The organism is Chitinophaga sp. G7 BAM 1005, from assembly GCF_057126945.1.
Map to the genome: position 1 here is coordinate 6898665 of NZ_CP181478.1, position 14495 is coordinate 6913159.

The following is a 14495-nucleotide window of genomic DNA, read 5'->3' on the forward strand; positions in this document are numbered from 1 at the left end:
ATTTTACCGTTGCAGGTTCAAAAAGTAGGTATCCGGCCAGCCCGCTGCGTTTTCGGTTCAGGATCAGCCGGCAAATCCTGATTATTATATTATTAAAAAACCACCAGCTTATCCGCTGGTGGTTTTTTTTTGCATAATTTTATACCCTTAAGCGTTATTTGAACGTTATAGTAACATCAACCATATGGTTTTATGACAAAACGTTACTTTCTCATAGCTATCCTTTCAATGGTAACATTGCTGTTTTCCTGCAGTAAGGAAATGAGCGATGAAGGAGAAGGTACACAACCCTCCAACAGTAACTGCGAATATGCTCCATACACGAACGGCTCCTCCTTTTCCTACATTAACGTAAATAGCGCTAAAGACACGATTACCTATACCCTCACTGTTTCAGAAGATACTACCATCAACGGCGTTGTGTATAAAAAAGTGGGGAACGACAGCGTATTTACCTGCTCCAACTGTAAAGACGGCATCTATACGCAGGTGGCCAGCATCCTTACTTTCCAGGGTTACAGCGCAGATAGCCTGGAGCTTACCTACCTGAAAGATAATGTACCTGCCGGCACCAGCTGGAAAGATACCATTACCGTGAACAACGGCGGTGTAACCACCTCCGGCATCCTGGAATTTACCATTACAGAAAAAGATATCACCAAAACGGTGAACGGCAAAAACTACGCCTCCGTAATCGCAGTAAAAATGGATGCCTATGCCATTGTTTTTGGCAACCCGGTTTCTGTGGGCACCATCTCCACCAGCTATTACGGCAAAGGAGTAGGACTGATAGAAGCTGATCAGCTGCAAGACACCACCACCATCGTTTCTTATACTATAAAGCCTTAGTAGGCCGCACTCACCATCGAAAGCAACCGCTCTACCGCTCTTCTTACACTGGTAGCCGATTCATGATGATTATTCACCAGTACACTGAATACCAGTGTTCTCTTTTTCTTTGTTTCCAGGTAACCGCTTAACGCTACCACGCCATTCAGCGTACCCGTTTTGGCGTGTATCTTCTGTTGCTGATAGTAGTTCTTTAATGTGCCCCTGCCACCGGCGGGAAAAATCTGCCAGAGACGTTCCTGCGGAAACTGTTCCCGCATCAGGGTGAGCACGGTTACAAAGTCGCGGGGCGTAAACAGGTTATACCGGGAAAGACCGGAACCATCCTCCCACTGCGGCGGATGCGGCAGGCTTTTGAGGTCGCCGGCGAGCAGGTACTTAATGGTGCGGGCGCTGCTGATGGTATCCCATAAAGCGGAAGAAGCCATCATCAGTGTTTGTTCTGCAAAGAAGTTATCGCTGCGCTCCATCATCGGGATAAACAACGAATCTGCCGGGATGCTTTTCAGCACCCTGTAGTTTCCCGCCGGCGGTATAACGGCCAGCCCTATACGTTTATGCAAAGTGTCTTCCAGCCGTTGCCGCAGCTCCTGCACAGATCCGGTGATGAAAGGCACTTCCGCTTTTTTCAATGCCTGATCTTTCGGATTGTATTTCAGGTAGAATAAATTATTTCGTTCGTCCCTCGACGTGATAGTTTCGCTCAGGGTATCATCTTCCATAATATCCAGGTCATAGAAGGCTGGCGCGATACTGTTATTGTTCCCCTGGTGATAGATACGTACTACATTGCCATACATGGGCCATTCGTTCAGCTCCGGCTGATAGTCGTCGGCATAGTCGCCCCAGCCCCAGCCCGGCCCGAAGCGTTGATTGGCATTCACACCTGGCACCAGGTAGATCTTTTTAGCGGTTTGCTGCAACAGCTGCAGCAGGGGTTGGTAGTTATAGTCCGGGTGAAGAAAAGCCGGGTCGCCCATTCCTTTTACAAAGAGGGCCGTATCATTTTCATAATACCGCGCCGCCGGAAGAGAATCCCCCAGCAACTTCAATCCTGCGTACAACGAGAAGATCTTGATATTGGATGCGGGCGTAAAAAACTTATTGTCCTGGTATTGATACCAGTATTTCCCGGTAGCCGGTTCATAAATACAGATGCCCACATGCGCCTGCTCCATTGGTATTTTATGGAGCAGTTCTGCTGCTGCCCATTTCTTTATCGCCGCTACCTGGGCGGTTACACTTCCCCCGGTTAATATGGATATAATTACTACCAGTAATTTTTTCATAGATGGAAATTACGAATTGTGCATTATGAAACAGGGATTTATGAGAAGACCAATAAATGATCTTCCCATAAATCCCTGCTACGTTTTTTATGCCTGGTAACTTTTATCAGGTAAAGTATTTGGTAATCCCTGGTTTTGCGTAAGCATAATTACCAGATGCGTCCGGCATTACCGGCGGCTGCGCATCAAATGAATATGACTTAGGATGCAGATCCAGACCAGAGTTCAGCGCTACATTCCAGTCGATCACCTGACCGGAATAAGTAGCCAAACGGCCTATGATCGCAGAAAGGCTAGCCTGTGCGCCTCTTTCCGCATCTGCAAATTTGTATTCGCCTTTGGCAATGGCGGCAAACAGTTCGTCGTGTTCCGTCTGGTAAGGATTGTTTTCTTTCTTCTTATCAAACTGGTACAACACTTTACCTTTATGATCTACTATCTGGGCTTTATCACAGAAGATACGGCCCTTTGTTCCTACAATTTCCTCGTCTACTTTGCTGGGAGCGTCTTTCCAGTGGCGGCACTGGCTGTTCATCACAACGCCGTTGGCATAGCGGTATTCCACAAAGTGGTGGTCAAATATTTCACCAAACTCTTTGCCGGTACGCACAGCACGGCCGCCCATACCACCTGCGGTAACAGGGGTAGCGCCCATGAACCAGTTGCCGACGTCAATATTGTGGATATGCTGTTCTACGATATGATCGCCGCAGAGCCAGTTGAAATAATACCAGTTACGCATCTGGTATTCCATTTCTGTATATTCAGGCTTGCGGGGTTTTACCCACAGCGCGCCCTGGTTCCACCACACCTGCGCCGACAGCATATCGCCGATCATCCCATCCTGGAAGCGTTTGTATAGCTCGCGGTAAGAGTTCTGGTAGCGGCGTTGTAAACCTACTACTACGTTCAGTTTCTTGGTTTTAGCCACCGCAGCAGCTTCCAATACCTTTTTAATACCGGCGGGATCTGTTGCTACCGGTTTTTCCATGAAGATGTGTTTCCCCTGTTTAACCGCTTCTTCAAAATGAATGGGTCTGAAACCCGGAGGGGTGGCGAGGATCACTACATCTGCCAGTGCAATGGCTTGTTTGTATGCGTCGAAGCCAATAAATTTATTGCTTTCCGGAACGTTCACCCGGCTGGCTTTATCGCCCAGTGCTTCTTTAATATCGTTGAAGCTGTTACTCAGCCTGTCGGGGAAGGCATCAGCCATCGCTACCAGCTCCACATTTTCTTTTGTGCTGAGCGCCTGTGTGGCAGCACCTGTACCACGGCCACCGCAGCCTATCAGTGCTATTTTGATAACACCGGTAGATCCTGAGAAATAATTTGCTTTTGATAAAATAGGCATAGCCAGCAAACCGCCCGCAAGCAAGGTAGTTTGCTTTACGAACTCGCGGCGGCCTTCACCGTGGAATTTCTTTTCGTTGTCCATAAATGAATAAGATTTTTAGATTTTTGGATGTTGAATCTTTCTAGCGTGCTCCTTTATATTTTGCGATCATCTCTTCAAAAAATGTTGTGGCTTCTGCTGCTGTTGGTTGTTTCACCGGTCTTACTATCCTGAAGCCAACAAAGGGGGCGTCTGCATTCCACCAGGAGCTTTTAGGGATCTGCGGGTCCCGGCGGTTCCAGATGGGATCCGACTTCAGGCGTGCGGCGCTGCGGAGCAGCGGGGCTTCATCCTGGAAACTGCCGCCTTTCAGCAGCCGAGGAGTTTTAGCGGTAGGCTGTGTCCAGGGATCAGTAGCAGCCGCATTGGCTACGCCGTTTTCATCATATTGGTCCAGCGTCCATTCTTCCACATTGCCCAGCATATCGTATAATCCCCAGGCATTGGGTTTCAGCTGTCCCACCTTATGGTATTTATTATCGCTGTTGCCCTGGAACCAGGCATACTCTTTCAGCTGACCGGCATCGGCGCCAAAAGGATACGCTGTAGCGGAACCTGCCCTGCAGGCATATTCCCATTCTGCTGCTGTTGGCAGGCGATAAAAAACGCCTGTTTTTATATACAGCCACTGGCAATACATCAGGGCCGCATACTGGCTCATGCTGTTGGCCGGGAATCCACCGGATTTACCCATTCCCAAAGTTAGGTCAATATATGGCGGACTGGGGCGGGTCATTCCATCCGGTGTGGGGGTTTTATCCTTTTCCGCATCGGCATATATATCGTATTGGTCAAAAGTAACTTCAGTGGCGCCCATCCAGAAATCGGAAATTTCCACCTTCTTTGCCGGACCTTCATCTTTATTCCTTCCTTTTTCACTGTCGGGGCTTCCTAATTGAAAGCTGCCTCCTTTTACTGGTACCATTTTGAAACTGACATCGGTTCCGGGGATTTGCTGGCTATACGCTTCGAATGCCTGTTTGGATTGTGCTACAACAACAACCTGGCTGAACAATCCGCCCAACACTAAGGTCACATACTGTTTAATCATCTAACGTGTTTGAAAATATATAAGTGGGTGAATCTAAAAAAAACTAATCTGGAAAGCAATATTTTTTTATGAATGCGAAAATGGGCTGATGAATTGAAAATTTTTCATCAATATTAGTATTTCCTTAGAAAAGCGATTAAATTTAGCTCCCTGTCAATTATACAATCAATCAAACGTTATGGAAAGAAGAAAATTCCTGCAAAACGGCGCCCTGGCCGGTATTTCAGCACTGGCACTGGGAGGCGTCAGCAACGCTGCGCAGGCTGCCGGCGCCAACAACGCCAGCGTGGCCGGAAAGCCGTTTAACATGAACTATGGTCCTCATGATGGCATGTTTAAAAACAGTACCAATGGCGGCAACTTCCTGGACCAGATAAAATATATGCACGACCAGGGATTCCGGTCTATTGAAGACAACGGCATGCTGGGGCGCTCACCAGAGGAACAATCCAAAATAGGCGACCTCCTGAATAAATTGGGCATGACAATGGGCGTGTTTGTAGTAGATACCGGCAACAACTGGAAACCCTCCCTGGCCACAGGCAAACAGGAATTTAAAGATGCCTTTATTAAAACCTGCAAAGCCAGTCTGGAAACAGCCAAACGTTGTAACGCCAAATGGGCCACCGTTGTACCCGGCTACTTTGAACGAACACTCCCGATCGGCGTACAAACGGCACACGTTATCGATGCACTACGCAGCGGCGCGGAAATCTTTGAACCGCATGGCCTGATCATGGTGCTGGAACCCCTGAGCGATAACCCCGACCTGTTTCTCCGTACCGCCGAACAAAGCTTTGAAATATGCAAAGCCGTTAAAAGTCCTTCCTGCAAAATTTTATACGATATCTACCATATGCAGCGCAATACCGGCAACCTCATTCCTGTAATGGACTGGTGCTGGGATGAAATTGCCTATATCCAGATCGGCGACAACCCCGGTCGTAAGGAGCCAGGCACCGGTGAAATCAATTATAAAAACATCTTTAAACATCTCCACAACAAAGGATATAAAGGTGTACTGGGCATGGAACACGGGATAGCCGGAAAAGGAAAAGAAGGCGAAGACGCACTGATAAAAGCATACCGCGAAGCCGACAGCTTTATATAACAACTGATATTTAACTGTTGGCAGCAGGCAGATGATCTGCTACCAACAGTTAAACTTTGCCATTCACTTTTTTTTTCATTACCTTAACTAGTAAAATGACGTACAATGGGTTTCCTGCTTCGTATACTAGTTAGTGCTTTAGCTGCCATGTTAACCGCTTACCTGCTGAAACCGGCAGTAAAAGTAGATAGCTTTATTACCGCGCTGATACTGGCGCTGGTATTAGCGCTGTTAAATGCCCTGGTTAAACCCCTGCTCATTTTACTGACGTTCCCGGTAACTATCGTTACCCTCGGGCTTTTTCTCTTTGTTATCAATGCCCTGATTATCCTGCTCGCCGCTAAACTGGTACCCGGTTTTAAAGTGGACGGTTTTTGGTGGGCCCTGCTTTTCAGTATAGTCATGACCGTAATCAACAGCGTCATGATCAGCCTTGCCGGCGGTAACAACGATTAGCCCTTACCTTTACTGCCTGTTAAAAAGCCAATTCATGCACTTTGACCGGTCAGACCTTAGCGATGCGCAATTACTGTCTTTCTATAAAGCACTGGTATACCCACGGCTTATAGAAGAAAAAATGCTGTTGTTACTTCGACAGGGTAAAATAAGTAAATGGTTTTCAGGCATCGGGCAGGAGGCTATTGCCGTAGGCGCTACCCTGGCGCTGGAAGCAGACGAGTGGATACTTCCGCTGCACCGTAACCTCGGCGTGTTTACCACCCGCGAAATGCCGCTCCACAAACTACTGCAGCAATGGCAGGGAAGCGAAGACGGCTACAGTAAAGGCCGCGAACGCTCCTTTCACTTTGGCAGCAAGCCACATCATATATGTGGTATGATCTCCCATCTCGGGCCCCAGCTCTCCATTGCCGATGGCATCGCGCTGGCACATCAGCTGAAAAAAGAAGAAAAAGTATCCCTCACTTTTACCGGTGAAGGCGGTACCAGCGAAGGAGAATTTCATGAAGCGCTCAATGTGGCCGCAGTATGGGGCCTGCCGGTCATCTTCCTGATAGAAAATAATGGCTACGGACTAAGTACCCCTGTCAGTGAACAATATCACTGCGCCAACCTGGTGGATAAAGCCATCGGTTACGGCATGGAAGGCGTACAAATAGACGGCAACAACCTGCTGGAAGTGTATCAAACCATACGAACCGCAAGAGCTTATGCCATCAAAGAACAGAAACCAGTACTCATAGAAGCCATGACCTTCCGCATGCGCGGCCATGAAGAAGCCAGCGGCGTGAAATATGTGCCTCCGGCCCTGTTTGAGGAGTGGGGTAAAAAAGATCCCGTCACACAATATGAATCTTTCCTGGTAAAGACAAACATACTTTCTGCAGAAAGTATGGCCGCCATCCGGGAAGAGCTGAAACATGAAATAGAAGTACAAGTGGCCAGAGGCCTTACCGATACCCCGTTTAATGCCAATACACAAACAGAACTAAATGACCTTTATGCCCCGGCTCCTCCTCCTGTAGCCGCTTCGGGCCCATCTTCAGAAAAGCGTTTTATCAATGCCTTGTCCGACGGCCTTAAACAGGCGATGGAACAACACCCGGAGCTGATCCTGATGGGGCAGGACATTGCTGCCTATGGCGGCGCTTTTAAAATCACGGAAGGCTTCCTGGAACAGTTTGGCGCAAACAGGGTGCGGAATACCCCGCTGTGTGAAAGCGCGGTGATTGGCGCTGCGCTGGGCCTCTCCATCGGGGGATTCAAGAGCATGGTGGAAATGCAGTTCGCCGATTTTGTGACCTGTGGCTTCAACCAGATTGTAAACAACCTGGCGAAAATACATTACCGCTGGGGCCAACCGGCCGATGTGGTGATCAGGATGCCCGCCGGTGGCGGCGTTGGCGCAGGTCCTTTTCACTCACAAACCAATGAAGCCTGGCTTACCCATGTACCCGGCCTGAAAGTGGTATACCCTTCCAACCCGGCAGATGCCAAAGGTTTGCTGACCGCGGCTTTCGCCGATCCCAACCCCATCATGTATTTCGAACATAAGGCGCTTTACCGCAGTATCAGCGGACAGGTACCTGATAATTATTACACCCTGGAAATAGGAAAAGCAGCACTGGTACAGCCCGGAGAAGATATCGGCATCATTACCTGGGGCAGCGGCGTACACTGGGCGCTGGACTACGCCCAACAACACCCCGCGCTTTCTATCGCTGTACTGGATCTGCGTACCCTGCTGCCACTCGATTACGCCGCTATCCGCGAAATAGTAGCGGCAACCGGTAAAGTGCTGATCCTGCATGAAGCCACCCTGACAGGCGGCTTTGGCGCGGAAATCAGCGCCTGGATCGCCGAACATTGCTTTCCCCTCCTGGACGCCCCGGTGATGCGGTGTGCCAGCCTGGATACCCCCGTGCCTTTTGCCGGCGCCCTGGAAAAAAATTTTCTCGCCAAATCAAGGCTGGACAAGTACATTCAGCAATTAACCAACTGGTAACCGGCCGTTTGATTGGGAATATGCATTGAAAGTTTTAATTTGCATCCGGAATAATATAAAATCATTATACAATGTTGATGAATCTTTTAACAGTAGTACACACCACCAATTTTTATAAAGTTGGCGATAGTATCGGAGGTTTTCTGGCACCTGTGGCCATTATCATTTTTGCTGCCATGTTCATTTATGCATGGGTTAAATATGCAAAACTCTAATTGTAATAGTTTTTACATCGCATTATAAAAAGGGGCCATCTCAATGAGATGGCCCCTTCTATGTTTGGCATACTATAAAGTGTGTTTAAACTTCCAGCTTCTGATGGTAAACTGCTGCCACGCAGCAACAACGCCAGATTACTCCTCCGGTCGTATGTACTGATTATAATAGTGCTCCGTGTAACGTAAATTCTCTTCGTCAAAACATACCAGGATCACTTCTTTTATTTCAGTATTTTTCTCCAGGTACTCCACGATGCTATCCATCGCTATTTTTGCGGCAAGGTCTTTAGGAAAATGGTAGATGCCTGTGCTGATATTAGGGAAGGCAATACTTTTCAAATGATGGCGGGTGGCCAGCTCCAGTGAGTGCCTGTAGCAATTGGCCAACAGGAGATCTTCTTCACGGGCGCCGTTGTTCCAAACCGGGCCTACCGTATGAATAACATGTTTTGCCGGTAAACGACCGGCAGTGGTAATTACTGCTTCGCCGGTTTTACATCCTCCCTGCCGGGCAACAATGGCCCTGCAATCATTGAGTATATCCGGCCCGCCGGCGCGATGAATGGCTCCATCCACACCACCTCCACCCAAAAGTGAAGAGTTGGCCGCGTTGACGATGGCATCGGCCTTTACTTTTGTGATGTCGCCTTTAATTACGCTGATCTTTCTATATGCCATAGGATTATACAGTTCTTACGTACACCAGCTTCCCGGTTTTCTTTCCACTGTCCCTGATATCTATTTCAAAGTCCGGAAAACTTTTCAGCAATTGCACCAGTTTATTGAATCCAAAGTTACGGGAGTCAAAATCCGGTTGTTTCTTTAGCAACAGGTTACCAAGTTCTCCCAGGTAGGCCCATCCGTCTTCATCTGCAATATCATTGATGCTGGTGGATATTAAAGATACCAGTTGCTTATCCGCTTTACTGATGCTGTTCCGTTTATCTTTGGTGGTCTTGGTTGTTTTTTCGGTATCTGTTTTCTTTTCCCTGACCTGTAAAATTTCCAGGTAAATAAATTTGTCGCAGGCTGCCCTGAAGGCACTGGGTGTTTTTTGTTCCCCCATACCGTATACAATCATCCCGGCCTCGCGCAGGCGGGTAGCCAATCGGGTAAAATCGCTGTCGCTGGATACGAGGCAAAAGCCATCCACCCTGCCGGTATACAGTATATCCATCGCGTCAATGATCATCGCGGAATCGGTGGCATTTTTACCGGAGGTATAACTGTATTGCTGGATGGGAGTGATGGCATAATCGAGGAGTACCCCCTTCCATCCTACTACCGTGGGCTTCGTCCAGTCGCCGTAAATTCTTTTAAAGGTAGGATTACCATACTTGGCTATCTCTTCCAGCATACCTTTAATATTGTGATACGGGATGTTATCAGCGTCTATCAGCACTGCCAGGCGGAGATCTTTCGTGGTATTATCCATTATTTTAATTTTTGGGTTGAAGGGGAACACCAACAAATGTAGCCAATTACTGAAAACTAAAAACGTGCCGGCCACAGTTATTTACTGCCGCCAGCACGTTAGTTATTTTAAATGCTTTGTTTAGCTCAGGTATGCGCGGATCATCCAGGCCAGCTTCATGTGCTTTTGCAGCATTTGTGTGGCAAAATCTGCAGCGCCTTTATCTTTGTATTTCTCATCAAATTCATCGATGAGCCTGCGCAGGTTGCGGATAATTGTTTCATGATCATCCAGTAATTCTTTGAGTTGTTTTTTCTGGTCGTTGGAATACTCTGATTCGAGCAGGTTGGTCAGTTTCAATACATCGGCGTAGCGGCCTTCTGCGTAGTGTCCCAGTGAACGGATGTATTCTGCTACCTCATCACCAAAATCCTGCAGCTCTTCATATTGCGCTTCATAAAACTTATGCATTTCCATGAAATTACTTCCTTCGATATTCCAATGAGAATTGCGTGTTTTAGCATAAATCAGTAATTCATCAGCCAATACTTTATTCAGTTCTAGTGCTATTTTCTTTGTGTTTTCTGCTGAAACACCAATGTTTGCTTTCATATCATCAAGTTTTTTGGTTATTATAAATTTAATATTTCCCTGGTTAGCGGACTATGATGATTGTCATAATTTAACAACCGGTTAATATAAACAGACCACTGCTGATTTTTGTTCATAAGATCGCCGGGATGGCAATTACTTTGCTAAAATTGTACCATAGTTCCTAATTTTGTGTGCATGTATCAGTCGAAGGAAAGAATTTACACCCTGCATTTTATACTACTTTGTCTTAGTAATGCGCTCTTTTCTGCCAGCTTCAATATGATGATCCCTGAGCTGCCAGCTTATCTTACCCGGATGGGCGGCGCCGACTACAAAGGATATATTATTGGTCTGTTCACCTTAATGGCGGGGCTGTCGAGGCCATTCAGCGGGAAACTTACAGACACCATAGGACGTGTGCCTGTTATGATTTTCGGGTCGCTGGTATGTGTGGTGTGCAGCCTGATATATCCGCTGATCAGTTCTGTGGGTGCATTTCTGTTACTGCGGTTCTTTCACGGGTTTTCTACGGGGTTTAAGCCTACGGGTACTTCTGCCTACGTGTCTGATATGGTACCGGTTACGCGGCGTGGCGAAGCAATGGGGATGGTGGGACTATTCAGTACCATTGGTATGGCTATGGGGCCGGCTATTGGTGGATATGTGGCGGTACGATGGAATATTAACATTATGTTCCAGTTGTCCGCAGTATTTGCGTTGTTGTCGGTGGTTATTCTCATTGGAATGAAAGAAACCCTTACCAATAAGCAGCCTTTCCGGTTTTCCCTGCTAAAGATCTCCGGTAGTGAGATTTTTGAACCGTTGGTATGGTCGCCAGTGATCATTACTTTCCTCACCTATTTCAGCTATGGCGCTATTCTTACTATCATCCCGGATTTTAGCGCTTACCTGGGAATAAGCAATAAAGGACTCTTCTTTACTTTCTTCACTGCCAGCTCTATCGGTATCCGGTTATTGGCGGGCAGGGTATCAGATCAGTTTGGCCGTGTACCTGTTTTAAAGATCTCCGCGCTGATGATGGCTGGCTCCATGCTGATGATGGCGCTGGCCCACAATAGTATATTACTTCTTTCCTCTGCGGTGGTATACGGAATTTCTGTGGGGCTCAACTCCCCTGCCGTTACCGCATGGACGGTTGATTTGGGCCGGCCTGAACACCGTGGGCGTGCACTGGCCAGCATGTATATTGCTATGGAAGCCGGTATTGGCCTGGGGGCTTACTTTTCGGCATTCATTTATAACAATCACGCCACCAATTTCCCGGTTACGTTCTATGTATTTGCCGGTATCACGATAATGGCTACTTTATATCTCAGTTTTATTTATAAACCCCGGAAGACAGTTGATGCCGCCCCTCAGCAGGTGTAGTAAATTACGCCCTCCCTCCGGGGTCATTGATGCCCCCGCTTTTCCCGCATACTATTCCACAACATCCGCGTCAGTAATCCCTTTTGCAGGAATTACAGTAACCTGCTCTTCATCAGGTAATGACAGGTCTGCAGCCGGATCTGCTTTCAAATCTTTTGGCAGTACCTTCTTATTGTCAAGACCCAATTTGCGCATTCTTTCCGCACGGCCCACAAGATTGCCGTTCCCGGTGGACAGCTTAGTCATGGCGCTTTCATAAACATTCTGGCTGCGTTTCAGGTGTTCACCGATCAAGCCCATATCTTCTGCGAAGCCCACAAACTTATCATACAGGGCGCTTCCCTGTCTCACAATTTCTTCCGCGTTCTTATTTTGTTTATCCAGTCGCCACATATTATCAATCACGCGAAGTGTGGCCAGTAAAGACGGTACACTCACCAGTATGATCCTTTTACGGAAAGCGAAATCATACAAGTCTTCATCCACCTGCATAATGGCCAGTGCATAAGCCGGCTCAATGGGAATAAACAACATCACAAAGTCGGTGGTGTTTTTATACAGCGTATGATAGGCTTTGGCACTTAGTTCAGTTACATGGTTTTTCACCGACTGCAGATGCATCCTGAGTGCATGCTTCTTTTCTTCTTCATTAGTGGCGCTGCAATACTGTTCATATGCTTTCAGCGACACTTTGGAGTCGATCACCAGTTGCCGGTTTTCCGGCAACTGCAATACCAGGTCAGGTTTTCTCAGTTGTCCGGTTTCATCACGTTGCGCATCCTGGGTAAAATAATGCACTCCTTTTTCCAGCCCGGAAGCCTCCAATACCCTCTCCAGGATCATTTCCCCCCAGTTTCCCTGCTTCTTTGTATCTGCCTTCAGTGCATTTGTTAAGTTATTCGCTTCTTTAGACAGCGTTTGATTGAGCAGTAACAACCGCTGCAACTCATTCTTTAACTCGGTGCGCTGCGCCGTTTCCGCCACCAGTGACTGCTGCACACTACTGCGGAAGTTGTCAATCTTCTCGGCCAGTGGCTTCAGTACATCATCCATTTTCACCTTGTTCTGCTCCATGAACGTACCGGAAATACGGTGTAACAGCTGCTGGGCAATATTCTCAAACTGGATTTTAAAATCCTGCTGCACCTGTTGCAGCCGCTCCTTCTCCCCGCTCAATTGCAACTGGAAATACTTATTCTGCTCCATGATACGGCCCTGTTCAGACATCAGCGCCGAAAACTCTTTGTTTATCCGTTCCAGTTGCTCCTGCTTCTCTTTCACCAATGTCCCTTTATCATCCAGCATGTTCTGCAGGTACTGCTGCCGGGCCTCCAGCAGGTTATACCTTTCCTGCAGGGCGGCCTGGCTGGCCTGCCAAATACCCTGCTGCTGCGTTAGCACCGCCTCCTGGGCGCGCTGCTGTTGTTTAGCAGCGAACAAAAGGTAGCCGAACACCAGTATCACAATTCCCGAAATGACTATTAATGTGATCATGATAATTTCTTCTGAATGCAAAATAACTTGTTACTACGCATTGAATCTGCGTGGCGGTGGATGGATAAACTTCTTCAAAAATCATTAAAAAAGCAGGAACAACCGGAAATTGTTCCGCCCGTTCCTGCTTTAAATATAGTTAACCCTGTTATAAACGCTCGTACAGCTTACGCAGTCTTTCGCGGGTCATAATCTGCTGCCAGTCTTTGCCCAACGCATTTTCCCACAACGGGGCCATACCCAGCGACACATTGATCATCGTTTCAAACTGCTCATCTGTTAACCCTTTGGTGATACCCTGGGGGATATCAATCTTGTGCTTTTTCACCATCTGCTTAAACTTTATCACTCCTTCGGGATAAAATTCTTCCAGCTTATCGAACACTATACAGTTACCAATACCATGCTTGGTACCGAGCAGGTACGCCAGGCCATAACTCACCGCATGCGCCACTCCCACCTGGGAATACGCTATGCTCATCCCCCCTGCATAGGAAGCCATCATCAGCTTTTCATCGGCATCATCATCCCACTCATTCTTTTGGAGGAAAATTTCTTCACACAGTTCCTGTGCCTTTTCACCATATGATTTACTGAATGCGTTCAGGTAAGTACCTTCCAACGATTCCACACAATGAATAAAGCAGTCCATAGCAGTATAAAAACGCTGGTTTGCCTCTACGGTCCTGGTCAGCGCCGGGTCCAGCACAATCTGGTCAAACGGCGTAAAGTCGGAGTTCATACCCAGCTTACGGGTGGGTCCTGTTAATACACAGGTACGGCTAACTTCGGCTCCTGTACCGGAAATAGTAGGGATACCCACTTTATATACGCCGGCTACTTTCACAAGATCCCATCCCTGGTAATCAGCAGAAGAACCCGTATTGGTCATCATCAGGGATACTGCTTTAGCCATATCCATCACAGAGCCGCCGCCAATACCAATGATACCGGATACCGTACCGAATTCTGCTTTTAGTTCATCACGGATCTTATCTACCGTTTTCGTTTTGGGCTCATCGGTCACATCAATCACCACAATTTTGTCCTTACCTTCCAACGGAAGACGGGCCAAAAATTCGTTCTTATCCTGGAAGTACTCATCCACGAAGAATATCATGGGAGCATCACCTATGCGCCTGGGGGCCAGTATTTCACCCAGCTGATCAAAACATCCGCTGCCGTAAACTACATAGTCCACCATTTTAAAATTCCTGAATTTCATA

At 47.5% G+C, this 14495-nt stretch carries 14 protein-coding genes; 6 read left to right on the forward strand and 8 right to left on the reverse strand.

Annotation, left to right across the window (positions count from 1 at the left end; translation table 11 throughout):
- The first annotated feature begins 192 nt into the window (after positions 1–192).
- Positions 193–849, forward strand: coding sequence for a hypothetical protein (locus ACMXI2_RS27820; protein ID WP_483779158.1), 657 nt, complete (start codon positions 193–195; stop codon positions 847–849).
- On the opposite strand, the gene ACMXI2_RS27825 is transcribed toward ACMXI2_RS27820, so the two are convergent.
- From ACMXI2_RS27825 to ACMXI2_RS27835, 3 genes are all read right to left on the reverse strand, one after another.
- The gene (locus tag ACMXI2_RS27825) at positions 846–2138 is read right to left on the reverse strand and encodes a D-alanyl-D-alanine carboxypeptidase/D-alanyl-D-alanine-endopeptidase (protein WP_483779159.1); all 1293 of its coding nucleotides are present in this window, start codon (positions 2136–2138) and stop codon (positions 846–848) included. The genes ACMXI2_RS27820 and ACMXI2_RS27825 overlap by 4 nt on opposite strands.
- A 106-nt stretch (positions 2139–2244) precedes the next feature.
- Positions 2245–3576 carry a Gfo/Idh/MocA family protein gene (locus tag ACMXI2_RS27830; protein ID WP_483779160.1) on the reverse strand — a complete coding sequence of 444 codons (1332 nt, stop codon included), beginning with the start codon at positions 3574–3576 and terminating at the stop codon, positions 2245–2247.
- 40 nt (positions 3577–3616) lie between these two features.
- Complete coding sequence (locus ACMXI2_RS27835; RefSeq protein WP_483779161.1) at positions 3617–4585, reverse strand: formylglycine-generating enzyme family protein; 969 nt, start codon at positions 4583–4585, stop codon at positions 3617–3619.
- Positions 4586–4763: 178 nt separating this feature from the next.
- Between ACMXI2_RS27835 and ACMXI2_RS27840 the strand changes: the two genes are divergently transcribed.
- The 4 genes from ACMXI2_RS27840 (at position 4764) to ACMXI2_RS27855 (ending at position 8375) form a co-directional block, all read left to right on the forward strand.
- On the forward strand, positions 4764–5696 hold the full coding sequence (locus ACMXI2_RS27840; protein ID WP_483779162.1) for a hydroxypyruvate isomerase family protein: 933 nt from the start codon (positions 4764–4766) through the stop codon (positions 5694–5696).
- Positions 5697–5801: 105 nt separating this feature from the next.
- Positions 5802–6152, forward strand: a complete 351-nt coding sequence (locus ACMXI2_RS27845) for a phage holin family protein (protein WP_079471432.1) — start codon at positions 5802–5804, stop codon at positions 6150–6152.
- A gap of 34 nt (positions 6153–6186) precedes the next feature.
- Positions 6187–8160, forward strand: coding sequence for an alpha-ketoacid dehydrogenase subunit alpha/beta (locus ACMXI2_RS27850; protein WP_483779163.1), 1974 nt, complete (start codon positions 6187–6189; stop codon positions 8158–8160).
- 71 nt (positions 8161–8231) lie between these two features.
- Positions 8232–8375, forward strand: a complete 144-nt coding sequence (locus ACMXI2_RS27855) for a hypothetical protein (RefSeq protein ID WP_483779164.1) — start codon at positions 8232–8234, stop codon at positions 8373–8375.
- A 138-nt stretch (positions 8376–8513) separates the two neighbouring features.
- Here ACMXI2_RS27855 and ACMXI2_RS27860 read toward each other — a convergent pair whose 3' ends face one another.
- The 3 genes from ACMXI2_RS27860 to ACMXI2_RS27870 all read right to left on the reverse strand — a co-directional run bounded on the left by ACMXI2_RS27860 (position 8514) and on the right by ACMXI2_RS27870 (position 10404).
- Positions 8514–9056, reverse strand: coding sequence for an O-acetyl-ADP-ribose deacetylase (locus ACMXI2_RS27860; RefSeq protein ID WP_483779165.1), 543 nt, complete (start codon positions 9054–9056; stop codon positions 8514–8516).
- A 4-nt stretch (positions 9057–9060) separates the two neighbouring features.
- Positions 9061–9813, reverse strand: a complete 753-nt coding sequence (locus ACMXI2_RS27865) for an NYN domain-containing protein (protein WP_483779166.1) — start codon at positions 9811–9813, stop codon at positions 9061–9063.
- Between the two features lie 120 nt (positions 9814–9933).
- Positions 9934–10404, reverse strand: coding sequence for a Dps family protein (locus tag ACMXI2_RS27870; protein WP_079471436.1), 471 nt, complete (start codon positions 10402–10404; stop codon positions 9934–9936).
- A 177-nt stretch (positions 10405–10581) separates the two neighbouring features.
- Between ACMXI2_RS27870 and ACMXI2_RS27875 the strand changes: the two genes are divergently transcribed.
- Positions 10582–11775 carry an MFS transporter gene (locus ACMXI2_RS27875; RefSeq protein ID WP_483779167.1) on the forward strand — a complete coding sequence of 398 codons (1194 nt, stop codon included), beginning with the start codon at positions 10582–10584 and terminating at the stop codon, positions 11773–11775.
- Between the two features lie 51 nt (positions 11776–11826).
- On the opposite strand, the gene ACMXI2_RS27880 is transcribed toward ACMXI2_RS27875, so the two are convergent.
- Positions 11827–13269: a DNA recombination protein RmuC gene (locus ACMXI2_RS27880; protein ID WP_483779168.1), complete on the reverse strand. Its 1443-nt coding sequence runs from the start codon at positions 13267–13269 to the stop codon at positions 11827–11829.
- Positions 13270–13417: 148 nt separating this feature from the next.
- Positions 13418–14494, reverse strand: coding sequence for an iron-containing alcohol dehydrogenase family protein (locus ACMXI2_RS27885; protein ID WP_483779169.1), 1077 nt, complete (start codon positions 14492–14494; stop codon positions 13418–13420).
- Position 14495: the final 1 nt, after the last annotated feature.

Bases quoted from the DNA above. Each gene is read 5' to 3' on its own strand.
- ACMXI2_RS27820 (WP_483779158.1), top strand. From the start codon at position 193: ATGACAAAACGTTACTTTCTCATAGCTATCCTTTCAATGGTAACATTG.
- ACMXI2_RS27825 (WP_483779159.1), bottom strand. From the start codon at position 2,138: ATGAAAAAATTACTGGTAGTAATTATATCCATATTAACCGGGGGAAGT.
- ACMXI2_RS27830 (WP_483779160.1), bottom strand. From the start codon at position 3,576: ATGGACAACGAAAAGAAATTCCACGGTGAAGGCCGCCGCGAGTTCGTA.
- ACMXI2_RS27835 (WP_483779161.1), bottom strand. From the start codon at position 4,585: ATGATTAAACAGTATGTGACCTTAGTGTTGGGCGGATTGTTCAGCCAG.
- ACMXI2_RS27840 (WP_483779162.1), top strand. From the start codon at position 4,764: ATGGAAAGAAGAAAATTCCTGCAAAACGGCGCCCTGGCCGGTATTTCA.
- ACMXI2_RS27845 (WP_079471432.1), top strand. From the start codon at position 5,802: ATGGGTTTCCTGCTTCGTATACTAGTTAGTGCTTTAGCTGCCATGTTA.
- ACMXI2_RS27850 (WP_483779163.1), top strand. From the start codon at position 6,187: ATGCACTTTGACCGGTCAGACCTTAGCGATGCGCAATTACTGTCTTTC.
- ACMXI2_RS27855 (WP_483779164.1), top strand. From the start codon at position 8,232: ATGTTGATGAATCTTTTAACAGTAGTACACACCACCAATTTTTATAAA.
- ACMXI2_RS27860 (WP_483779165.1), bottom strand. From the start codon at position 9,056: ATGGCATATAGAAAGATCAGCGTAATTAAAGGCGACATCACAAAAGTA.
- ACMXI2_RS27865 (WP_483779166.1), bottom strand. From the start codon at position 9,813: ATGGATAATACCACGAAAGATCTCCGCCTGGCAGTGCTGATAGACGCT.
- ACMXI2_RS27870 (WP_079471436.1), bottom strand. From the start codon at position 10,404: ATGAAAGCAAACATTGGTGTTTCAGCAGAAAACACAAAGAAAATAGCA.
- ACMXI2_RS27875 (WP_483779167.1), top strand. From the start codon at position 10,582: ATGTATCAGTCGAAGGAAAGAATTTACACCCTGCATTTTATACTACTT.
- ACMXI2_RS27880 (WP_483779168.1), bottom strand. From the start codon at position 13,269: ATGATCACATTAATAGTCATTTCGGGAATTGTGATACTGGTGTTCGGC.
- ACMXI2_RS27885 (WP_483779169.1), bottom strand. From the start codon at position 14,494: ATGAAATTCAGGAATTTTAAAATGGTGGACTATGTAGTTTACGGCAGC.